This window comes from Comamonas denitrificans (genome assembly GCF_042654745.1).
GTDB classification, from domain to species: Bacteria; Pseudomonadota; Gammaproteobacteria; order Burkholderiales; family Burkholderiaceae_C; genus Comamonas; species Comamonas denitrificans.
Genome location: NZ_JBHSEY010000038.1, coordinates 98477 through 119279, shown reverse-complemented (window position 1 = coordinate 119279; position 20803 = coordinate 98477). Strand labels below are relative to the sequence as shown.

The following is a 20803-nucleotide window of genomic DNA, read 5'->3' as shown; positions in this document are numbered from 1 at the left end:
CCAAAGAAGGCGCTAGGTGCAGCCCTGCTGCCCTGGCGCTTTCGCCCCAAGATTTATGCACAAAATCAGGCTCTAGCCCTTTATTTATAAGCGCTAATAGCTATTAAAATTAGGAGACCTGTATGGATTTTGAACTCAACGAAGACCAACGCGCCTTTGCCGATACGGCGCGGCAGTTTGCCCAGGCCGAGTTGGCCCCGCACGCTGCGCACTGGGATGCCGAGGGCATTTTCCCGGTGGAGGCCATCGCCAAAGCGGGCGAGCTGGGCTTTTGCGGTCTGTACGCGCCCGAGTGCATTGGCGGCCTGCAGCTGCCCCGGCTGGATGCCACCTTGGTGTTTGAGGAGCTGGCGGCGGTTGATCCCAGCACCACGGCCTTCATCACCATCCACAACATGGCGACCTGGATGCTGGGCACCTGGGCCACCGACGAGGTGCGCGCCGAATGGGGCGATGCCTTGACCAGCGGCCAAAAACTGGCCAGCTATTGCCTGACGGAACCGGGCAGCGGCTCGGATGCGGCCAGCATCAAAACCCGCGCCGAGTTGGTGGGCGGCGAATACGTCATCAACGGCAGCAAGGCGTTTATCAGCGGCGCAGGTTCCACCGATGTGCTGGTGCTGATGGCGCGCACGGGCGATGCGCAGTCGGGCGCAGGCGGCATCAGCGCGTTTGCCGTGCCGGCGCATCTGCCCGGCATTAGCTACGGCAAAAAAGAAGAAAAAATGGGCTGGAACAGCCAGCCCACGCGCACCATCAGTTTTGACAATGTGCGCATTCCCGCCAACCACCTGCTCGGGCGCGAGGGCGAGGGTTTCAAAATTGCCATGAAGGGGCTGGACGGCGGGCGCATCAACATTGCCACCTGCTCAGTGGGCGCGGCGCAAGGGGCCTTGGCCCACGCCCAGCGCTATATGCAAGAGCGCAAGCAGTTTGGCAAACCGATTGCGGCCTTTCAGGCGCTGCAGTTCAAGCTGGCCGACATGGCCACCGAGCTGGTCGCCGCGCGCCAGATGGTGCGTTTGGCTGCCAGCAAGCTCGATGCCGGTGCGCCCGATGCCAGCACCTACTGCGCCATGGCCAAGCGCTTTGCCACCGATGCGGGCTTTACGGTGATCAACGAGGCGCTGCAGCTGCACGGCGGCTATGGCTACATCCGCGAATACCCGCTAGAGCGCCTGCTGCGCGATGCCCGCGTGCACCAAATTTTGGAAGGCACCAACGAGATCATGCGCGTGATCATTGGCCGCAGAATGCTCGATGGCGATGCGCCAGAGGCCATTCGCTAGCATTCAGTCGCCAATTGCGTCGCCAAGCCAGCATCTGCATTCACAACACCAACCATCCACCAACAGGAGACACACCATGCAAATCGGATTTATCGGCCTGGGCCACATGGGCGGCCCCATGGCCATCAACCTGGTCAAAGCCGGCCACAACGTCAAAGTGTTTGACCTCAGCGCCGCCGCCATCGCCAGCGTGGTCGCGGCAGGCGGCCAGGCGGCCGTCAGCGCGCAAAACGCGGTGCAAGGCGCAGAAGTCGTCATCAGCATGCTGCCCGCCAGCCAGCACGTTGAAAGCCTGTACCTGGGCCGCGAAGGGCAAATTGGCCTGCTGGCCAGCATGACCAAAGGCACGCTGGTGATTGACAGCTCCACCATCGCCGCCGCCACCAGCCAAAAGGTGGCCCAAGCTGCGCAGGCCGCCGGCATTGACTTTATTGATGCCCCCGTCTCAGGTGGCGTGGGCGGTGCCGTGGCCGGTACGCTGACCTTTATGGTCGGTGCCAGCGCAACGCAACTGGAACGCGCCCGCCCGGTGCTGGAAAAAATGGGGGCCAACATCTTCCATGCGGGCGATATCGGCGCGGGCCAAACCGCCAAAATCTGCAACAACATGCTGCTAGGCATCTTGATGATCGGCACCAGCGAGGCCATGGCCCTGGGCGTGGCCAACGGCCTCGATCCCAAAGTGCTGGCCGAAATCATGCGCCGCAGCTCGGGGGGCAACTGGGCCCTGGAAAAGTACAACCCCTACCCTGGCGTGCACGAAGCTGCCCCGGCCAGCAAGGGCTACGCCGGTGGCTTTGGCACCGATCTGATGCTCAAAGACCTGGGCCTGGCGCAAGAAAACGCCACCGCCGTCAAAGCCAGCACCCCCCTGGGCGGCCTGGCCCGTTCGCTGTACGCTGCGCACAGCCTGGGCGGACATGGCGCAGAAGACTTCTCCAGCGTAATCAAGATGCTGCAAAAACAGGGGTAAAACCACCGCCGTTAAAAACAAAACAGCCACCGGTTTGTGCCGGTGGCTTTTTTTATAAAGGGAAGCTGCATTCAGCCATCAGGGCAAATGCACAGCAGCACCCTGATCGCTTGCATTGCATCAATCGCGTTCGAGCATTTTCTTCATGGCTTTTTTGGCCTTGATGTCTTGCTCCAGGCGCTCGGCAGCCTCATGGCGAATGCGATGCATCATGGCCGCATCCGGGGCTTTCCAGTTGCCGCCCGAGGCACTGGCCATCCAGGCGACGGCTTGGGCAAAGTCATCCAGGGTCAGGTCGGGCGCACCGCCTTGTGCAGGCATGGCCCGCACGCCTACCCAGGCATGGGCGGTCAAGATATCTTGCCCTTCTTCAATCAGCGGAGCCCAGGCTTTGGCATCGCCAGGCTTGGGGGCCGAGGCCACGCCATTGGCATGGCAAGCAGCGCAGGTTGTTTCATAAATTTTTTTACCCACGGTGTCTGCGGTATTGGCGTTGGCCAAGGGCACGGCACAGGCCAGCAGCCATGCGCCAAGGGTGGAAAGCAAAACGGGTTTTTTCATAACGGTGCGTGGTGGTTGTGGCACCAGCAGTGCCAAGATGGGAAAAAAAGAGAACAGCCAAGCATCTGTGCAGATGCGCTATATCCATGATGATTGTATGGTCATAACCATCCCACCGTGCGATTGACCCGCCCTACCAAGAGCACTGCACGCTTGAATAAAAAAGGTTTCAGATAAAAACTTATCTGAAACCTTTTATTTATAAGCGGAAGATGCTCTTTTTATCGATGGCTGATGCGCCGCACCAACCAATCGCCAAAGCTTTGGATCAGCTGCACAAAGACAATCAAAATCACCACCACGGCCAGCATCACATCGGGCAAAAAGCGTTGGTAACCGTAGCGAATGCCCAAATCCCCCAGGCCGCCACCGCCCACGGCACCGGCCATGGCGGAGTAGCCGGTCAAGCTGACCAAGCTGATTGTCAGCGCCGCCACAATGCCGGGCATGGCTTCGGGCAGCAGCACCTTGCAGACGATCTGGCTGGTGGTTGCGCCCATGGATTGGGCCGCTTCAATCAGGCCGGCATCGACTTCGCGCAAAGCAGTTTCCACCAAACGGGCAATAAAGGGGGCAACGGCCACCGTCAGCGGCACCACGGCCGCCCAGGTGCCAATCGACGTGCCGGTGATCCAGCGGGTAAATGGGATGATGGCCACCAGCAAAATAATGAAGGGCGTGGACCGCGCCGCATTCACCAGCCCGCCCACCACCACGTTCAGCGGGGTGTTTTCCAGCACGCCGCCCTTGTCGGTCAAACGCAAAAACACGCCCAGGGGAATGCCAAACAGGCCGCCCAGCAGGCCCGAGACACCGACCATCAGCACGGTCTCCCACAGGGCTTCGGCAAAGAGCTCCAGCATCATTTCAGAGAAGTTTTCAAACATGGCGACCTCCTTGGGGCTGTTGGCGCACCTGCACGCCGTTGCGCTGCAAATAGGCGATGGCGGCCGTAATCTGCGCCGGTGGCCCGCTGGCAAACACGGCCAGGGAGCCAAAGGTTTGGCCCTGAATGTCATCAATCTGCCCGTGCAGGATGGACAAGTCCAGGCCCAGCTCGCGAATCAAGTGCGACAGCACCGGCTGGTAGGCCGAATCGCCCGCGTAGGACAGGCGCAGCAGTTGCCCGCTTTGCCCGGCGGGCAGGCCCAGGGTGAGGGCCTGCACGCGCTGTTGCACGCTGGCGGGCAGCTCTTGCGGCACGATTTCGTCAATCAGGCTTTGGGTGATGGCTTGCTGCGGGTTGGTAAACACGTCCAGCACCGCGCCCAGTTCGACCACTTGCCCGGCCTCCATCACCGCCACGCGGTCGGCAATTTGTTTGATGACCTGCATTTGGTGGGTAATCAGCACCACGGTCACGCCCAGCTCGCGATTGACCTGGCGCAGCAAATCCAGAATGGAGCGGGTGGTTTCGGGGTCCAGGGCGCTGGTGGCCTCGTCCGAGAGCAGCACGCGCGGGTTGCTGGCCAGCGCCCGGGCAATGCCCACGCGCTGCTTTTGCCCGCCAGAAATTTGCGCTGGGTAGCGGTTGGCCAGGTGCGCCAGGCCCACCAGCTCCAGCAGCGGGGTGATGCGCTGGGCAATCTCGGCCTTGCTCACCCCGGCCAGCTCCAGCGGCAGGGCGGCGTTGTCAAACACGGTGCGCGAAGACAGCAGGTTGAAGTGCTGAAACACCATGCCAATCTCTTGCCGGGCTTGGCGCAGTTGGGCATCCGATAGTTGCAGCAAATCGCGACCATTGACGATCATCTTGCCGCTGACCGGGCGGTTGAGCAGGTTCATGCAGCGCACGAGCGAGCTTTTGCCCGCGCCACTGCGCCCAATGATGCCGAAAACCTCCCCCGCCTGGATGTGCAAGTTGATATTTTTCAGCGCGTGTACCGGGCCTTGTGGGCCGGCGTAGGTCAGGGATAAGTCCTGAATGTCGATCATGTTTGTTTGAATCCACGCCCGCAACTGGGCGCAACAGCTTAGAACGTGTTCACGTTCTTAAAAAAGCCTACGGCCAATGAAAAAAACCCGCCATCATGCCCAAAAACAGCAGCGCTGCCCTGGGGCAGCGCAAAAACTCAGGTTTTCGGGGCGTGTTTACCGCTCAGGCCGGTAGCTGTGGTCGTGCTGGTAGGTTTGGTCCATGAAAATGCCTTTGAGGCCCAGCGCCTGCTCTTTGTCCGTCCCTTTGTAGATTTGCTGCAGCCAGCGCTTGACGGCATTGGCCGCCGGGCTGGCCTTTTCGCCGGTTAAAAAGCTTTCTTCCAGCACGTGGCCAGCGCTGTGTACGCGCACCAAAGCGCCGCGCGAGAGGGCCAGGCGCTCCAAGGTCTCAATGGGCACTTGAAACACCACCTGGTTGGGCTGCGGCTGCTCAGCTGCCAAAGAGCGCACGCGCATGGGGCCATAGGGGCGGGCATCAAACTCAATCATCTCCACCGGGGCATGTTGTCCACGGGTAAAACCCACCGTCAGCAAGGCTTGCTTGGGTTTTTCTGCCGTCCAGGCCAGCCCCAGCATGGGGCAGCGCAACGGGTTGCTGCAATCGAGGGGCAGGGGCGAAAACTGTGCAGTTTGCGCTTCGCCCTGGGCATTGCGCGTGATCTGCACCTCACCCACTTGGTTCTGCGGCTTGGGCGCACTGGAACAGCCGACCAGCGCCAGGGCGGCCACCAATACGCCGCTTGCTATTTTTTTTGGCATCAGATTCTCCCGAAATAAGGGTTTAGTGTCGCATTGATTGACGCACAACAAACCTTACTGGAATAGCGATATTCATAGAATGTGCGACTATCCAAAAACTACATTTATAAAAAATATACCTTTAACGCTATGCGCCTGACTTCTTTAACTGATTTTGCTTTGCGCCTGCTCATGCATGTGGCGCAAAACCCCGACCGTCTGTGCACGATTTCCGAAGTGGCGCAAGCCCAGCAAATCTCTCAAACCCACTTGATGAAGGTCACCCACCAACTGGCACTGCAAGGCTGGCTGACCACCGTGCGCGGCAAAGGCGGGGGTATTCGCCTGGCCCATGCCCCAGAAGACATTCGCATTGGTGCCGTGGTGCGCAGCATGGAGCCCAGCTTGGCCTTGGTGGAGTGCTTTTTGGCCGATTCCAACAGCTGTTTGCTGGCCGGCAATTGCCGCCTGACCGGTGTTTTGGATGGGGCCCTTAAAGCCTTCCTGACGCATTTGGACCAATTTACGTTGGCCGATTTGCTGCCTGGCCTGCCCCACCTGCAGGCACCAGCCACCCCCCTTGAGCCCAGCATTGTGGCGTGCATTCACAAAGCCAAAAAAGAGGAAAGCCAGGACTAAGTCCTGGCTTTCTCGGTAGCGCACGCGCCGGGGCTTAATCCGTTTAGTCCAGCAGCGAAAGATCGCGCACCGCGCCTGTGTCGGCGCTGGTGACCAGCTTGGCGTAGGCTTTCAGCGCCGCCGAGACTTTGCGCGGGCGGGGTTGAGCAGGCTTCCAGCCTTTGGCATCTTGCGCCACGCGGCGGCGGGCCAGCTCCTCATCGCTGACCAGCACGTTGATGCTGCGGTTGGGGATGTCAATGCGAATGCGGTCACCGTTTTGCACCAAGCCAATCGTGCCACCAGCGGCCGCCTCGGGCGAGCAGTGGCCAATCGACAGGCCCGAGGTGCCGCCGGAAAAACGCCCATCGGTCAGCAGTGCACACGCCTTGCCCAGGCCCTTGCTCTTGATGTAGCTGGTGGGGTAGAGCATTTCTTGCATGCCGGGGCCGCCTTTGGGCCCTTCGTAGCGCACGATGACCACATCGCCCGCCTTGACCTTGTCGCTCAGGATGTTGGCCACGGCCTCGTCCTGGCTTTCGACCACGTGGGCCGGGCCTTCAAATACCAGAATGGAATCGTCCACCCCGGCGGTTTTCACCACGCAGCCATTGAGGGCGATGTTGCCCACCAAGATGGCCAGGCCGCCTTCTTTGCTAAAGGCGTGCTCGTAAGAGCGGATGCAGCCCAGGGCACGGTCCAGATCCAGGCTGGGCCAGCGGGCACTTTGGCTAAAGGCCACCTGCGTGGGAATGCCACCGGGGCCGGCTTTGAAGAAGGTGTGTACGGCTTCATCCTGGGTGCGCACCACGTCCCACTGCGCCAGGGCTTCGCCCAGGGTTTTGGCGTGCACAGTGGGCACATCGGTGTGCAGTTTGCCCGCGCGCTCCAACTCACCCAGGATGGCAAAAATGCCACCGGCGCGGTGTACGTCTTCCACGTGGTATTTCTCGGTATTGGGCGCGACCTTGCACAGCTGCGGAATCACGCGCGAGAGGCGGTCGATGTCTTGCATGGTGAAGGCGATCTCCGCCTCTTGCGCAATGGCCAGCAGGTGCAAGATGGTGTTGGTCGAGCCGCCCATGGCAATGTCCAGCGCCATGGCGTTTTCAAAGGCCTTGAAACCCACCGAGCGCGGCAGGATGCTGGCATCGTCGCCTTCGTAATACTGGCGGGCCAGCTCAACGATGCGCCGCCCGGCGCGTTTGAACAAGCCTTCGCGGTCGGCGTGGGTGGCCAGCAAGGTGCCATTGCCTGGCAGGGCCAGGCCCATGGCTTCGGTCAGGCAGTTCATGGAGTTGGCGGTAAACATTCCAGAGCATGAACCGCAGGTGGGGCAAGCGCTGCGCTCTACTTCAGCCACTTCTTCATCGCTGGCGTGCTCGTCCGCTGCCATCACCATGGCATCGATCAAATCGAGTTTTTTCGCGTGGAAGGTTTTGGTTTCGGGCTTGAGCAGGGACACCTTGCCCGCCTCCATGGGCCCGCCCGAGACAAAAATCACCGGAATATTCAGGCGCATGGCAGCCATCAACATGCCCGGGGTGATCTTGTCGCAGTTGGAGATGCACACCATGGCATCGGCGCAGTGGGCATTGACCATGTATTCGACCGAGTCGGCAATCACATCGCGGCTGGGCAGCGAGTACAGCATGCCGTCGTGGCCCATGGCGATGCCGTCATCGACGGCAATGGTGTTGAATTCTTTGGCCACGCCGCCAGCGGCCTCGATCTCGCGGGCGACCAGCTGGCCCATGTCTTTGAGGTGGACATGCCCCGGCACGAACTGGGTGAAAGAGTTCACCACGGCGATGATGGGCTTTTGAAAGTCGGCATCTTTCATGCCAGTGGCACGCCACAGGGCGCGGGCACCAGCCATATTGCGGCCAGCGGTGGAGGTTTTAGAGCGGTAAACGGGCATAGCAAGTCTCTTGTAAAGCCAAAGGCCTGTCTGCAGCAGGCCCAAGGTTTCAATTATGTCCCAGTCCTTTTGTCGGAGACTGGCCCGCATTGCTGCCAAGGCGCGGCTGCCGCCTGCGCCATTAGCGACACCGCATCAGCGCCGCTGGCGTTGGGAGGCATGGCCCAGGGCCTCACGGGCTTTGCGCTGGCGCTCTTTTTTGCGCTCGTCAATCCGCTCTTGCGCTTTGCGCCGGGTCAGCCCCGAAAAATCTGCGTAGGCCCACCACGCGGCGGTCAGCCCAAACATGCCAATCACCCACCACCAAGACAGCTGCGCCAGCCAGGTGAAACTCACAATTTCTTGCTGCACCAAGGCTTTGAGCACCGCCAAAAGAACTGCAACGGAAAACAACCACATAGCTACTCCTAGGGGAAAACCCACAAAAATGTCATCCTATTCCCAAGCTGGCACTGCGCTTGTCAGCCTTGCGCAAGCCTTGTCCGCCCAGAATGCAAAAAAAACCACACTCTATGGAGACCCCCGCAATGCCCCAACCCACCAGCCCTGGCGATTACGCCGATTTTTACCGCCAATCGATTGCGCCAGACACTCGCGAGGCATTTTGGCTGGAACAAGCCCGTGCCATCGACTGGCACCAAGCGCCCCAGCAGGCCTGTGATTACCACAACCCGCCCTTTGCCCGCTGGTTTGCCGATGGCCAGCTCAACCTGTGCCACAACGCCGTTGATCGCCACTTGGCCCAGCGTGCGGACCAGCCGGCCATCATCGCCGTATCGACCGAGACCAACACCGAGCGCGTTTACACCTTTGCCCAGCTGCACGAAGAAGTGCAGCGCATGGCCGCCGTGCTGCAATCGTTTGGCGTGGGCAAGGGCGACCGGGTGCAAATTTACATGCCCATGATTGCCGAAGCGGCCTTTGCCATGCTGGCCTGCGTGCGCCTGGGCGCCATCCACAGCGTGGTGTTTGGCGGCTTTGCCTCGGTCTCGCTGGCCTCGCGCATCGACGATGCCCAGCCCAAGGTGGTGATCAGCGCCGATGCCGGCTCGCGCGGCGGCAAAGCCATTGCTTACAAGCCCTTGCTGGATGAAGCCCTGCAGCTGGCCAAGCACAAACCTGCGGCGGTGCTGCTGGTCGATCGCGGCCTGGCCCCCATGCCGCTGCAGGCTGGGCGCGATCATTTATGGAGCACTTTGCGCACGCAGCCACAGTTTTCAGAGGCAAAAGTGCCCTGTACATGGCTAAATTCAAGCGACCCCAGCTATATTCTTTATACCAGCGGCACCACTGGCAAACCCAAGGGCGTGCAGCGCGACACCGGCGGCTATGCGGTGGCCTTGGCATCGAGCATGCAGCACATCTTTGCGGGCCAGGCGGGGCAAACCTTTTTTTGCACCAGCGACATTGGTTGGGTGGTGGGGCACAGCTACATCGTCTATGGCCCGCTGATTGCCGGGATGGCCACCATCATGTACGAGGGCCTGCCCACCCGCCCGGATGCGGGCATTTGGTGGAGCCTGGTCGAAAAATACCGCGTCAGCCACATGTTCAGCGCCCCCACGGCGGTGCGGGTGCTGAAAAAGCAAGACCCGGCGTATTTGAAAAAATACGACCTCTCCAGCCTGCAAGCGCTGTGGCTGGCCGGCGAGCCGCTGGACCAACCCACCGCCCAATGGATCAGCGGCGCGTTGCAAGTGCCCATCATCGACAACTACTGGCAAACCGAAACGGGCTGGCCCATTCTTACGCTGTGCAATGGTGTGGAGCAGCAAACCAGCCGCTTTGGCAGCCCAGGCAAAGCGGTGTACGGCTTTAACGTGAAGCTGATTGATGAGGCCACCGGCCAAGCGCTGACCGAGCCCAACCAAAAAGGCGTGCTGGCCATGGAAGGGCCGCTGCCACCGGGCTGCCTGCAAACTGTGTGGGGCGACGATGAGCGCTTTGTTAATACCTACTGGAGCAGCATCCCAGGCCGCCAGATTTACAGCACCTTTGACTGGGGCATCCAAGATGCCGATGGCTATTACTTCATTCTGGGCCGCACTGATGACGTGATCAACGTGGCCGGCCACCGCCTGGGCACCCGGGAGATTGAAGAAAGCATCAGCAGCCACAACGGCATTGCCGAGGTCGCCGTGGTCGGCGTGGCCGACAAGCTCAAGGGCCAGGTGGCCATGGCCTTTGCCGTGGCCCGCGATGCCAACCAGGTGGCCACGGCGGAGGGACAAGCCGCCCTGGAGGCCGAAGTCATGAAGCAAGTGGACAGCCAACTGGGCGCGGTGGCCCGCCCCGCCCGGGTGCTGTTTGTGAACCTGCTGCCCAAAACCCGCAGCGGCAAACTGTTGCGCCGCGCCCTGCAGGCCGTGGCCGAACAGCGCGACCCGGGCGACTTAACCACTATGGAAGACCCCACGGCCCTCAACCAGGTGAAAGAACTGCTGGCCACGGCATAAGCCGTTTACCGGTGTTGGCGTGAAACAGCGCCACTACAATGCGGCGGGGCAACGATGCCCCGCTTTTTTTTGCCCCGACTCTCTCCCCCTGACATGCACATTTCCCCCTCCATCTTCAAAGCCTATGACGTGCGCGGCATCGTGCCCAGCACCTTGAATGCCGACGTGGCCCGCGCCCTGGGCCGGGCCTTTGGCATGGCCGCCCGCCAAGCACAGCAAACCACCGTGGCCGTGGGCCGCGATGGCCGCCTGTCCGGGCCAACGTTGAGCCAGGCGCTGATCGCCGGGCTGATGGACGTGGGGGTATCGGTCATCGACATTGGCCAGTGCACCACCCCCATGCTGTACTTTGCCGCCAGCACGCTGTGCGCCAGCGGCATCCAGGTCACCGGCAGCCACAACCCCAAGGATTACAACGGCTTCAAAATGGTGTTGGCTGGGCGGGCAATTTACGGCGCTGAGATCCAAGCCCTGTACCAGCGCATCCAGGCCCAAGATTGGCAATTGCAAGGCGGTGCCACCCTGCGCGAAGAGGACGTGCTGCCCGCTTACCGCGAGCGCATCCTGGGCGATGTCAAGCTCAAACGCCCCATGAAAATCGTCGTCGATAGCGGCAACGGCATTGCCGGGGCCACGGCACCAGGCATTTTCCGTGCCTTGGGCTGTGAAGTGATTGAGCTGTTTTCTGAGGTCGATGGCAACTTCCCCAACCACCACCCCGACCCCAGCAAGCCGGAAAACCTGCGTGACTTGATGGCCGCGCTGGAAAATTCGGATGCCGAAATCGGCCTGGCCTTTGATGGCGATGGCGACCGCCTGGGCATCGTCACCAAAGATGGGCAAAACATCTTTCCTGATCGCCAGTTGGTGCTGTTCGCCCAAGATGTGCTCTCGCGCAATCCCGGCGCACCGATTCTGTTTGATGTGAAATGCAGCCAGCAACTGGCCCCAGCCATTCGCGCTGCCGGGGGGGTGCCGCACATGTACAAAACCGGCCACTCGCTGGTCAAAGCCCGCATGAAAGAGCTGAACGCCCCGCTGGGCGGCGAGATGAGTGGCCACATCTTTTTTAAAGAGCGCTGGTACGGCTTTGACGATGGCACCTACGCCGGCTGCCGCCTGCTGGAAATTGTCAGTGCCCACGCCAACCCCAGCGCTGTGCTCAATGCCCTGCCCCTTTCGCACAGCACCCCTGAGCTGAACGTGGCCTGCGCCGAGGGCGAGCCGCACGCCCTGGCCGCCCAACTGCAAGCCCTGGCCCCCCAGGCGTTTGCCGCCCCGGCGGAGATCTCCACCATCGACGGCCTGCGCGTCGATTGGCCCGATGGCTTTGGCCTGATCCGCGCCAGCAACACCACCCCGGTGCTGGTGCTGCGCTTTGAAGGGCAAACGCCCGAGGCGCTGGCCCGCATCCAAGCGCAAATGCTGGCCCTGCTGCACCGCGTCAAGCCCGAAGCCCAGATTGGCGGAGCCGCCCACTAAAGCCCGCCCCCACAGAAAAACGCCCGCCGATGTCGATTGCCCGCACTTTGTACAGCTTGCTCACGTGGGCAGCCCAACCGCTGCTCAAGCGCAAACTGCGCCGCCGGGCCCAGGCCGAGCCGGGCTACGCCCAGGCCGTGCCCGAGCGTTTTGGCTACTACTGCCCAGACACGCTGGGGCGCGATGGGGCGGGGCAATGGGTGTGGATACACGCCGTCTCCCTCGGGGAAACCCGGGCCGCAGCCCTGCTCATCAACACCCTGCGCACCAGCCTGCCGCAGCTGCGCCTGCTGCTGACGCACAGCACCGCCACCGGGCGGGCCGAGGGGCAAAAACTGCTGCTGCCAGACGATGTGCAAGTCTGGCTGCCCTGGGACACCCCGGCAGCGGTGCAGCGCTTTTTGCAGCAATTTCAGCCCCTGGTGGGCGTGCTGATGGAGACCGAAGTCTGGCCCAACCTGGTCGCCGGCTGCCAGCGGGCGGGCGTGCCCTTGGTGCTGACCAATGCGCGGCTCAATGCCCAATCCTTTGCCGGGGCCAAGCGCTGGTCGGCTTTGTCCCGCCCGGCGTACGCCGCCTTGGCCGCCGTGCTGGCCCAAACCACGCAAGATGCCGAGCGCCTGCGGCAGTTGGGTGCGCCGCAGCCGTCGGTGTTGGGCAATTTAAAGTTTGATGTGCAGCCCGACCCGGCCTTGCTCGCCTTGGGCGCTTCCTGGCGCTCGGCCAGTCGCCGCCCCGTGCTGCTGCTGGCCAGCTCGCGCGAGGGCGAGGAAGCCCTGTGGCTGCAGGCTTGGCGCAGCACGCCCGCCGCCCAGCAAGTGCAATGGCTGATCGTGCCGCGCCATCCGCAGCGCTTTGATGCGGTCGCGCAGCTGCTGGCCGACGCGGGCCTGCGTGTGGCCCGGCGCAGCCACTGGGGCGAACGCCTGCCGCCGCACAATGTGGATGTCTGGCTGGGCGACAGCCTGGGCGAAATGCCCCTGTACTACGCCAGCGCCCACGCCGCCCTGCTGGGGGCCAGCTTTGCCCCGCTGGGCGGGCAAAACCTGATTGAAGCGGCCGCCTGTGCCTGCCCCATTGTGCTGGGGCCGCACACCTTTAACTTTGCCCAAGCGGCAGAGCAGGCCTGCGCCAGTGGTGCGGCGGTGCGGGCCAGCGATATGCACGACGGCGTGCACCAAGCCCTGAACTGGCTGTACGACAGCGATGCCCTGGATGCCGCCCACCAAGCCGCGCTGGCCTTTGCCCAAGCACACCGGGGTGCCGCCCAAGCCCAGGCCCAGGCGATTGTGCGCGTAATGCTGCAAAAGAAGTATTCAAATCCATAGCTGTTTACGCTTGCTGGATAAGCGCTAGAGGCCAAAAAGACTTATATTTTTTTATCTGCTGGCGCTTCTGGCACGGGGTACACCATCTCCCCGGTAAACAAAGAGGCATCCAGGCGTGCCTGCCAATAGGCCAAACGCGCGTCATGGCGGGCCGTGATGGCATCGTCAATTTCTTTTTTGTGCACACTGGAAAACGCCTCCAGCTCGTGCACGAGCGCGAGCATTTGGGCTTCCAGGTCTTCAACTTCTGCGGCCAGCTGCTGCTCCCAAGTTTGCATACCGTCGTGCACATACAGCGCCGACGCATTCGCGCCTTCGACAGCGGCAATCGCTTGGCTGGCCGCTTCGTGCAAATGCTGCAAGGCCTGAAAGGCTTGCATCCGCTCGGCAAACCGTGTGTGCAAGATGGTTTGCAAATGCTGCTCCGCCTCTAAATAATGGCTGCGGCACAACTCGACCTGTGCTTGGCGCATGCGCCGCTCATGCCGCGTGCGCGGGCCCTCCAGGCGAAACAAGACGGCAAACACCACCACCGCCACCAGCCCATATTCCAGCAACCATTCCACCGGAATCTGCCAAGCCCCCCAAGCCAGCAACGCCGTACCGGCCCAGGCCAGGGCATACATGCCATGCCCTTCCCAGCGCACGGCCCTCGGCAAAGGGATCGGCCCCAACTTAATCAACATGTGCAGCCGCAGCCCCGGCACGGCGGGCATGGTGGGCAGCTGCAGCTGGGCAAACCGCTCTTTGACCGCATCCAGCGCAACGCTAGGAGCCGCGTCCTGTGCGCCAGCGCCAGCAACCGTACCAGCAATACGCTGCCAAGCACTGCGAGCACGTTGCCAAAGATGGGTAATTTTCATGCGTGAGGTTTCTTGAAAACCCTAAGTATGGCCCGAGAAAAGCCCGTTTGCTTAGAACGTGTTCACGATCTGCGCGCGAAGGGGTGCGGGGTGCGGATCGGGATGGGCTGCAAGGCGCAAACCACAGACATAGCGGTAGCTATGGCGAGGATTTGCAACGCCGCAGACCGCCCGAGGCCGCGACTGCACACCCGCGAGAAGATTGTGAACACGTTCTTACAGCATGCCCACAACCACCTGCGCCTTGCCTTTGCGTTTGGCCTGGTAACAAGCCATATCGGCAGCGCGCAAAATGCTGGGCCCGTCATGCAGCCGCGCATCCCACGCCACCACCCCAATGCTGATGCTGATCCAGTGCTTTTCGCCTTGCCACTGGGGCTGCCAATCGTGAACCTGCTGGCACAGCTGCTCACCAATCATCAGCGCGTGGGACTGCCCCACGGTGGGCAAAATAGCGGCAAATTCATCGCCCCCCAAGTGGACAGCACGGCCAATGGGCAAGACTGTCTGGCGCAAAAGCTGCCCAATCCAAGCGAGCACCTGATCGCCAAAAGCGCGGTCCACGGCTTCGTTCAGCGCCCCCAAGCAATCAATGTCAATGAACAGCAAGCTACCCGTGGCCGGTTGCGGGTGCGCTCCCTCCTCCTGGCGCTGGTAATGCTGGTGGTGCGCTTGGAGCCAATGCAGCAAGTCCTCCTGCGCCACGACCCCCGCCTGGGCTGGGTTGGTGCAGATCGGCAACTGACTCCAAGGTGTCCACAACTGCCATACGGTTGCAGCTGTGGCATCGCACGCATCATCCGTCGTGTCCAAACGGTAAGCCGAAACCTCCACCCATACCGCCGCGCCATCGGCCTTGCGCAATGGCACCCAGCCACGGTAATGCCCATGGGTCAGCACCGCCTGCTGTATGGTGTGTTGCTGGGAATGCTCCAGCAGCAGATAGTGCAGCCACGCCCCGGTCAAAAATTCAGGGGCATAGCCCAGCAAGGTGCAGGCATGGGCATTGGCCGCTTGAATCAACGGCCCTTGCACCACCCACATCGCCCCAGGGTTGGCTTGTAAAAATCCATTCCAGCGCAGCGCACTATTGCGCTTGGGGGGGGCATGTGCCCGCACCCCCCTGGGGCCCGCTGAGGCCCCCTGCCCGCCGATGCGCCACTGGCGGCGCACCCCGTACGCCACCGCCATGCACAGCACCAGCCCTAACAGCACCAGCCCTAACAGCACCAGCCCCTGCCACGGCCATGCCAAGGCCGGTGCTGCTGCCGTAAGCTGACTTTGCAACACCCAAGCCGGCGCAGCCAAAGCCAAGGTCTCTACCGCCAGCGCAGGTGCGGTTTTTTGCACCCCATCCTGCCTCGGTGACTGCAGTGACCAGCCGGAGCCTTTGTCTTGCACAGTAAACACCCAGTCTGCGGCCCCCTCGGTTGAATCCAAAAAATTCGGCAACAACAAGCTTGGCGGCAACTGCGTTCGCGCCAGCAACATCCCGGACAACTGCCCCTGAGAATTGCGCAGCGGCTGCACCCACGTCAGCTGCACCCATTCGGCCTGCCGTGCTTGTGCGGCCACTGCCAGCCCACCTTGCGCTTGCGCGCGCTGCAACAAACGGTGCTCAACGGGCGAAAACGACGGGGCTGCGCCGCTGGGGTGCGGTTGCATGGGCACCAGCGTTTGGGCCGGGCCATCCAGCGGCACAAAAAAAACGGACTCAAACCCGGCGGCAAAGATTTTCTCGTGCTGCACCCGCTCTAGCCCATGCGTTTGCACCAAATGCACCATGCCCAAAAGCACGCGCTGGTAGCCCTCCAAACGCAAGGTCAGCTGCTGCGCCCAGGCTTGCAAAATGAAGCGCTGCTGGCTTTGCTGTTGCTGCTGCCACTGCGCCTGCGATGTTTGCCAAGTCAAAGCCGCCCCGCCAATACCGGCCAAAACAATGGCCAGCCAGACGGCAGCAATCACGCCAGAGGCACCGGCCCTGGGGGAGCGCGCCATCCAATGCTGAAATTGCTGAAAAGGGGAAAGAATAAATGCCACGCCCCACTATAAAAACAGGGGAACGCGGCATTGCAGGGGTAGAACCCTTGGACAGGGCCTAGGAAAAACCTTGAGAGGTACGCAAAAACCCCAAGTCCGGCACCTACGCCATTGCAGCCATGCTCTGCAGTGCAGCGGGCTGAGGCAGGCTCAACACCTTGCCCCGGCCGGTAATCAAGCCATGCTCGCGCAATTGGCGCAGCACGCGTGAAAAAGTCTCAGGCGCAATCCCTAGCTGGGCGGCAATCGAGCGTTTGCGCTGGTGCAAGGTGACCGACAAGGTGCCATTGCCCACCGCCTGGGCATGGCGCAACAGCCACTGGGCGAAACGTGCCTCGGCCGCTTGGGCTAAACGGCTGACGGCGGTCTGTGCCTGCTGGCAATACCCTTGCGCCATGTCACGCACCAGCGCCTGGGCAGAGGCTGGCAAGGCGCTTAAGCTGTCTTGAAAATCCTGCAGCGATACGCGCTTGATCCACACCCGGGAATCACTGACGATGTCCATCGGCGCGGGCGTTTGTGCCAGTGCAAACGCTGCATCCAGCCACACGGGGCCTTCCACCAAAGAGAACAGGTGGCGCATTTTTTTCTTCTGATCGTCTTCACACACGCCAAAAGCCACGCGGCCACTGTCCAAGTACAGCACAGAGTCCAGTGGCTGGCCTCGGGCGCGCAAAACTTGGCCAGCACCAAGCACTTCGGTCTTGGCAAAAAGTTCAAAATTCGGGGATAGGTACAACATAATTCCCGACTATGCCCCTCTACTATTCACCGCGATTTGAGCCATATCAATCATTTTTTTCTTGACTGGCAAAGCAAGGGTTTCCCTTGGAAAGGCGTTCCAAGACTTTTTTGCCAGTCTGGCCACAGATTTCGCGATGAATACTTGCCAATGCAAAAAGCCCTGAAGTTTTTTTACTTCAGGGCTTTGCATCTGGCGCGGCTGGCAGGAATCGAACCCACGACCCCTTGGTTCGTAGCCAAGTACTCTATCCAGCTGAGCTACAGCCGCCAAGGCCGCGATTGTATGCCCTTTTTTGCTACCGAAAAAGATAAATCGCCAGCATGCCGGCATAAAAAGCGCGCAAAACTATGGCTTAGTTTGCTGCTTTGTCACCCCCGTAAAGATCCTAAGTATCTATCGATAATAAAAAATCTAGCATCCATTCCCGCAGCACGTGCTGTATCTATGTAAAGGAAATTGGGATGCTCAAAAAATTATTCGCCCTGTGTTTCGTCCTGTTTTGCAGTTGGAGTTGGGCTGCAGTGGATGTCAATAAAGCGACTGAGGCCGAGTTGGTGCAAATCAAAGGCATTGGCCCTGCCATTGCCAGCACCATTGTCGAGACCCGCAAGCAAGGTGCTTTTAAAAGTTGGGATGATTTCATCGCCCGGGTCAAAGGAATTGGTCAAGCCAATGCGGACAAATTTTCTCAAGGCGGCCTGACGGTGGATGGCAAAGCGTTTAAAACCGCCCCCGAGGCAGCAGCCAACGACAAAGCAAAAACAGTAGCTAAGACCGCTGCAGAACCCAGTGCTGCAGCCAAAAAATAGTAAAAATTTTTCTGAGTCGGTTATCCTTATCGCCCGCAGTTTGCGGGCTTTTTTGCCTCTAAACTCTTTGCGCTGGCCGTTGCGCTTTTTCTCCCTCCTCTTTTGCCCTGCTTGTCATGCCCTTGATTTTGCTGATCATCCTGCCCTTTGTCGGCAGCCTGCTCGCAGCCGTATTACCGGCCAACGCCCGCAATACGGAATCAACCTTGGCCGGCATCATCAGCTTGGTCTGCACGGTGCAAGCGGCACTGCTCTTTCCCGAGATTGCCAATGGCCAGGTGCTGCGCCAAGAAATTGCGTGGCTGCCCAGCCTGGGGCTTGATTTTGTGGTGCGCATGGACGGCTTTGCCTGGATGTTCAGCATGCTGGTGCTGGGCATAGGCACCTTGGTGGTGCTTTATGCCCGCTACTACATGTCCCCGGCCGATCCGGTGCCCCGGTTTTTCTCCTTCTTATTGGCTTTTATGGGGGCCATGATGGGGGTGGTGCTCTCAGGCAATGTGCTGCAGTTGGCTTTCTTTTGGGAGCTGACCAGCATTTTTTCTTTTTTGCTGATTGGCTACTGGCACCACCGCCAAGATGCCCGCCGTGGGGCGCGCATGGCGCTGACGGTGACCGGCACCGGCGGTTTGTGCTTGCTGGCCGGGCTGCTCATGCTGGGGTCGATGGTGGGCAGCTACGACCTGGATGCCATCTTGCAAGCGGGCGCTAGCATTCACCAGCACCCCTTGTACACCCCCATGCTGGTGCTGGTGCTGCTCGGTGCCCTGAGCAAGAGTGCGCAGTTTCCTTTTCACTTTTGGCTGCCACACGCCATGGCAGCCCCCACCCCCGTTTCCAGTTATCTGCACTCGGCCACCATGGTCAAAGCCGGGGTGTTTTTAATGGCGCGGCTGTGGCCTGTTCTCAGTGGCACCGACGAATGGTTTTGGATTGTCAGCAGCGCAGGTGCGGCCACCTTGCTGCTGGGCGGGTATGTCGCCTTGTTTCAAAACGACCTCAAGGGGCTGCTGGCCTACTCCACCCTCTCTCACCTGGGCTTGATTACTTTGCTGCTGGGGCTCAACAGCCCTTTGGCAGCCGTGGCCGCAGTGTTTCACATCATCAACCACGCAACGTTTAAAGCCTCACTCTTTATGGCGGCCGGCATTGTGGACCACGAAAGCGGTACGCGCGATATCCAGCGCCTGTCAGGGCTGCGGCGCATGATGCCGATGACCAGCACCTTGGCCTGCGTGGCCAGTGCGGCCATGGCCGGGGTGCCACTGCTCAATGGTTTTTTATCCAAGGAGATGTTTTTTGCCGAAACCGTTTTCCTGGATGCTGCGCCCTGGGTGCGTATTCTTTTGCCCTTGGTAGCGACCTTGGCCGGCATGTTTAGCGTGGCTTACTCGCTGCGCTTTACGGTGGATGTATTTTTTGGCCCAGCGGCGACTGATTTGCCCCGCAAACCGCATGAACCGGCGCATTGGATGCGGGTGCCGGTAGAGCTGCTGGTACTGATTTGCCTGGTGGTGGGCATTTTTCCGGCCTTGGCCGTGGGCGATATTTTGCGGGCTGCGGCCACGCCGGTGGTCGGCGGAGTGCTCCCTGAATTTAGCTTGGCGATTTGGCACGGGATCAATACGCCACTGATCATGAGTGTGATTGCCTTGCTGGGCGGCATTGCCTTGTTTGGCAGTTTGCACTGGCTGCGCAGCCGCGCCGTGCTCGGGCAGCGCACCCCGGTGCTGCACCGCTTCAGTGGCAAGCGGGCATTTGAAAACTTGCTGGCCCGCCTCAGCTGGCTGGCCCGCGCCTGGCGCCGGGGCCTGACCACCCAGCAATTGCAATGGCAGATGCTGTGGCTGCTGCTGCTTACCCTCGTGGCTGGGGCATTACCCCTGCTGCTGCGCGGTATGCAGCTGGGGCAGCGCAATGATTTACCCCTGTCACCCGCCTTTGCAGCGCTGTGGGGCCTGGGCGCTTTGTGCGCATTGGGCGCGGCCTGGCAAGCCAAATACCACCGCATGGCGGCACTGATCATGCTCGGCGGTGCGGGGCTGGTGACGTGCATTACTTTTCTGTGGTTCTCGGCCCCTGATTTGGCCTTGACGCAATTGGTCGTAGAAATCGTCACCACGATTTTGATTTTGCTTGGCCTGCGCTGGCTGCCACGGCGCGATCAAACCCTGGCACCTTTGACTGCCCAGTCCAACTACCGCACCCGAGTGCGCCGCATACGTGATTTTTTGATAGCTGTTAGCGCAGGACTGGGTTGCGCTTGGCTGGCTTTTGCCATGATGAGTCGCCCGTTTCCTGAGAGCACTTCTACATTTTTCCTAGAAAAGGCCCTGCCTGAAGGCGGCGGCACCAACGTCGTCAATGTCATGCTGGTGGACTTCCGGGGCTTTGACACCTTTGGCGAAATTGTGGTGCTGGGCATTGTGGCGCTGACCATTTACGCGCTGCTGCGGCGTTTTCGCCCGGCCCGTGAAACCATGGATTTGCCCGAGCAGCAACGCTTTTTGGCCGGTGACTTGCAAACCGATTTACTCAACCCGCGCAATGCCCAAGACACTGCCATCGGCTACCTGATGGTGCCGGCTGTGCTGGTACGCCTGCTGCTGCCCTTTGCCACCATGGTGGCCGTGTACATCTTTTTGCGCGGGCACAACGAGCCCGGTGGGGGGTTTGTCGCTGGCTTGGTGTTTTCCGTGGCCTTGCTGCTGCAGTACATCGTCTCGGGCACGCAATGGGTGGAGGCGCACTTGCCACTGTTCCCACGCCGCTGGATTGGGGTGGGCTTGCTGCTGGCGGTGGCCACCGGATTGGGCTCTATTGCCGTTGGCTACCCTTTTCTCACCAGCCACAGCTTTCACTGGACGCTGCCGGTATTGGGTGAAGTACACCTGGCCAGCGCCACTTTTTTTGACCTGGGTGTCTTTGCCCTGGTCGTAGGGGCGACGCTGCTGATTTTGACGGCGCTGGCCCACCAATCGGTGCGAGCCCATCGCTACCACTCGCGCTTACTCGAAGAGTCTGTGCTGCCCAAGGATTAAT

18 protein-coding genes and 1 tRNA gene are annotated in these 20803 nt (G+C 60.8%); 8 read left to right on the top strand and 11 right to left on the bottom strand.

The genetic code is table 11. The features are described from left to right. The first annotated feature begins 122 nt into the window (after positions 1-122). Together ACFO24_RS08135 and mmsB are read left to right on the top strand one after the other, a co-directional pair. Positions 123-1289 (top strand): acyl-CoA dehydrogenase family protein, encoded by a 1167-nt coding sequence (locus ACFO24_RS08135; protein WP_377737868.1) that lies wholly within the window; start codon positions 123-125, stop codon positions 1287-1289. Between the two features lie 76 nt (positions 1290-1365). After that, the gene (gene mmsB, locus ACFO24_RS08130) at positions 1366-2262 is read left to right on the top strand and encodes a 3-hydroxyisobutyrate dehydrogenase (protein WP_207575054.1); all 897 of its coding nucleotides are present in this window, start codon (positions 1366-1368) and stop codon (positions 2260-2262) included. 120 nt (positions 2263-2382) lie between these two features. Here the strand turns inward: mmsB and ACFO24_RS08125 are convergent, their stop codons facing one another. The 4 genes from ACFO24_RS08125 to ACFO24_RS08110 form a co-directional block, all read right to left on the bottom strand. Further along, positions 2383-2823: a c-type cytochrome gene (locus tag ACFO24_RS08125; RefSeq protein ID WP_377737867.1), complete on the bottom strand. Its 441-nt coding sequence runs from the start codon at positions 2821-2823 to the stop codon at positions 2383-2385. Positions 2824-3044: 221 nt separating this feature from the next. Then, positions 3045-3710: a methionine ABC transporter permease gene (locus ACFO24_RS08120; protein WP_207575056.1), complete on the bottom strand. Its 666-nt coding sequence runs from the start codon at positions 3708-3710 to the stop codon at positions 3045-3047. Beyond that, positions 3703-4758 carry a methionine ABC transporter ATP-binding protein gene (locus tag ACFO24_RS08115; RefSeq protein WP_377737866.1) on the bottom strand — a complete coding sequence of 352 codons (1056 nt, stop codon included), beginning with the start codon at positions 4756-4758 and terminating at the stop codon, positions 3703-3705. Before ACFO24_RS08115 ends, ACFO24_RS08120 begins: the two co-directional genes overlap by 8 nt. Before the next feature lie 156 nt (positions 4759-4914). Further along, entirely contained in the window at positions 4915-5520 is a 606-nt protein-coding gene (locus ACFO24_RS08110; RefSeq protein ID WP_377737865.1) for a hypothetical protein, read from the bottom strand. A 129-nt stretch (positions 5521-5649) separates the two neighbouring features. On the opposite strand from ACFO24_RS08110, the gene ACFO24_RS08105 reads away from it, so the two are divergent. Continuing rightward, complete coding sequence (locus ACFO24_RS08105) at positions 5650-6138, top strand: RrF2 family transcriptional regulator (protein WP_377737863.1); 489 nt, start codon at positions 5650-5652, stop codon at positions 6136-6138. 43 nt (positions 6139-6181) lie between these two features. On the opposite strand, the gene ilvD is transcribed toward ACFO24_RS08105, so the two are convergent. Further along, on the bottom strand, positions 6182-8038 hold the full coding sequence (gene ilvD, locus ACFO24_RS08100; RefSeq protein ID WP_377737861.1) for a dihydroxy-acid dehydratase: 1857 nt from the start codon (positions 8036-8038) through the stop codon (positions 6182-6184). A 135-nt stretch (positions 8039-8173) separates the two neighbouring features. Beyond that, positions 8174-8437, bottom strand: coding sequence for a TIGR04438 family Trp-rich protein (locus ACFO24_RS08095; protein ID WP_377737860.1), 264 nt, complete (start codon positions 8435-8437; stop codon positions 8174-8176). Between the two features lie 128 nt (positions 8438-8565). Here ACFO24_RS08095 and ACFO24_RS08090 point away from each other — a divergent pair, with 128 nt between their 5' ends. The 3 genes from ACFO24_RS08090 to ACFO24_RS08080 all read left to right on the top strand — a co-directional run bounded on the left by ACFO24_RS08090 (position 8566) and on the right by ACFO24_RS08080 (position 13304). Next, complete coding sequence (locus ACFO24_RS08090) at positions 8566-10494, top strand: propionate--CoA ligase (RefSeq protein WP_377737859.1); 1929 nt, start codon at positions 8566-8568, stop codon at positions 10492-10494. Between the two features lie 93 nt (positions 10495-10587). Next, positions 10588-11976 carry a phosphomannomutase/phosphoglucomutase gene (locus ACFO24_RS08085; protein WP_207575063.1) on the top strand — a complete coding sequence of 463 codons (1389 nt, stop codon included), beginning with the start codon at positions 10588-10590 and terminating at the stop codon, positions 11974-11976. A 29-nt stretch (positions 11977-12005) separates the two neighbouring features. Next, positions 12006-13304 carry a 3-deoxy-D-manno-octulosonic acid transferase gene (locus tag ACFO24_RS08080; protein WP_377737858.1) on the top strand — a complete coding sequence of 433 codons (1299 nt, stop codon included), beginning with the start codon at positions 12006-12008 and terminating at the stop codon, positions 13302-13304. Positions 13305-13345: 41 nt separating this feature from the next. On the opposite strand, the gene ACFO24_RS08075 is transcribed toward ACFO24_RS08080, so the two are convergent. The 5 genes from ACFO24_RS08075 to ACFO24_RS08055 all read right to left on the bottom strand — a co-directional run bounded on the left by ACFO24_RS08075 (position 13346) and on the right by ACFO24_RS08055 (position 17219). Next, positions 13346-14167, bottom strand: a complete 822-nt coding sequence (locus ACFO24_RS08075) for a hypothetical protein (RefSeq protein WP_377737857.1) — start codon at positions 14165-14167, stop codon at positions 13346-13348. 216 nt (positions 14168-14383) lie between these two features. Further along, entirely contained in the window at positions 14384-16165 is a 1782-nt protein-coding gene (locus tag ACFO24_RS08070; RefSeq protein WP_377737856.1) for a GGDEF domain-containing protein, read from the bottom strand. 145 nt (positions 16166-16310) lie between these two features. Then, positions 16311-16949 carry a Crp/Fnr family transcriptional regulator gene (locus tag ACFO24_RS08065; RefSeq protein ID WP_207575067.1) on the bottom strand — a complete coding sequence of 213 codons (639 nt, stop codon included), beginning with the start codon at positions 16947-16949 and terminating at the stop codon, positions 16311-16313. Positions 16950-16958: 9 nt separating this feature from the next. After that, a complete protein-coding gene (locus tag ACFO24_RS08060) occupies positions 16959-17141 on the bottom strand; it encodes a hypothetical protein (protein WP_207575068.1) in 183 nt (60 codons plus the stop codon). A gap of 1 nt (position 17142) precedes the next feature. After that, a tRNA-Arg gene (locus tag ACFO24_RS08055) sits at positions 17143-17219 on the bottom strand. A 254-nt stretch (positions 17220-17473) separates the two neighbouring features. Between ACFO24_RS08055 and ACFO24_RS08050 the strand changes: the two genes are divergently transcribed. Together ACFO24_RS08050 and ACFO24_RS08045 are read left to right on the top strand one after the other, a co-directional pair. Continuing rightward, complete coding sequence (locus ACFO24_RS08050; RefSeq protein ID WP_377737855.1) at positions 17474-17761, top strand: ComEA family DNA-binding protein; 288 nt, start codon at positions 17474-17476, stop codon at positions 17759-17761. Between the two features lie 116 nt (positions 17762-17877). Further along, positions 17878-20802, top strand: coding sequence for a monovalent cation/H+ antiporter subunit A (locus tag ACFO24_RS08045; RefSeq protein WP_377737854.1), 2925 nt, complete (start codon positions 17878-17880; stop codon positions 20800-20802). Position 20803: the final 1 nt, after the last annotated feature.

Bases quoted from the DNA above. Each gene is read 5' to 3' on its own strand.
- ACFO24_RS08125 (WP_377737867.1), bottom strand. From the start codon at position 2,823: ATGAAAAAACCCGTTTTGCTTTCCACCCTTGGCGCATGGCTGCTGGCC.
- ACFO24_RS08065 (WP_207575067.1), bottom strand. From the start codon at position 16,949: ATGTTGTACCTATCCCCGAATTTTGAACTTTTTGCCAAGACCGAAGTG.
- ACFO24_RS08070 (WP_377737856.1), bottom strand. From the start codon at position 16,165: ATGGCGCGCTCCCCCAGGGCCGGTGCCTCTGGCGTGATTGCTGCCGTC.
- mmsB (WP_207575054.1), top strand. From the start codon at position 1,366: ATGCAAATCGGATTTATCGGCCTGGGCCACATGGGCGGCCCCATGGCC.
- ACFO24_RS08135 (WP_377737868.1), top strand. From the start codon at position 123: ATGGATTTTGAACTCAACGAAGACCAACGCGCCTTTGCCGATACGGCG.
- ACFO24_RS08075 (WP_377737857.1), bottom strand. From the start codon at position 14,167: ATGAAAATTACCCATCTTTGGCAACGTGCTCGCAGTGCTTGGCAGCGT.
- ACFO24_RS08045 (WP_377737854.1), top strand. From the start codon at position 17,878: ATGCCCTTGATTTTGCTGATCATCCTGCCCTTTGTCGGCAGCCTGCTC.
- ACFO24_RS08105 (WP_377737863.1), top strand. From the start codon at position 5,650: ATGCGCCTGACTTCTTTAACTGATTTTGCTTTGCGCCTGCTCATGCAT.
- ilvD (WP_377737861.1), bottom strand. From the start codon at position 8,038: ATGCCCGTTTACCGCTCTAAAACCTCCACCGCTGGCCGCAATATGGCT.
- ACFO24_RS08095 (WP_377737860.1), bottom strand. From the start codon at position 8,437: ATGTGGTTGTTTTCCGTTGCAGTTCTTTTGGCGGTGCTCAAAGCCTTG.
- ACFO24_RS08120 (WP_207575056.1), bottom strand. From the start codon at position 3,710: ATGTTTGAAAACTTCTCTGAAATGATGCTGGAGCTCTTTGCCGAAGCC.
- ACFO24_RS08080 (WP_377737858.1), top strand. From the start codon at position 12,006: ATGTCGATTGCCCGCACTTTGTACAGCTTGCTCACGTGGGCAGCCCAA.
- ACFO24_RS08090 (WP_377737859.1), top strand. From the start codon at position 8,566: ATGCCCCAACCCACCAGCCCTGGCGATTACGCCGATTTTTACCGCCAA.
- ACFO24_RS08060 (WP_207575068.1), bottom strand. From the start codon at position 17,141: ATGCAAAGCCCTGAAGTAAAAAAACTTCAGGGCTTTTTGCATTGGCAA.
- ACFO24_RS08110 (WP_377737865.1), bottom strand. From the start codon at position 5,520: ATGCCAAAAAAAATAGCAAGCGGCGTATTGGTGGCCGCCCTGGCGCTG.
- ACFO24_RS08085 (WP_207575063.1), top strand. From the start codon at position 10,588: ATGCACATTTCCCCCTCCATCTTCAAAGCCTATGACGTGCGCGGCATC.
- ACFO24_RS08115 (WP_377737866.1), bottom strand. From the start codon at position 4,758: ATGATCGACATTCAGGACTTATCCCTGACCTACGCCGGCCCACAAGGC.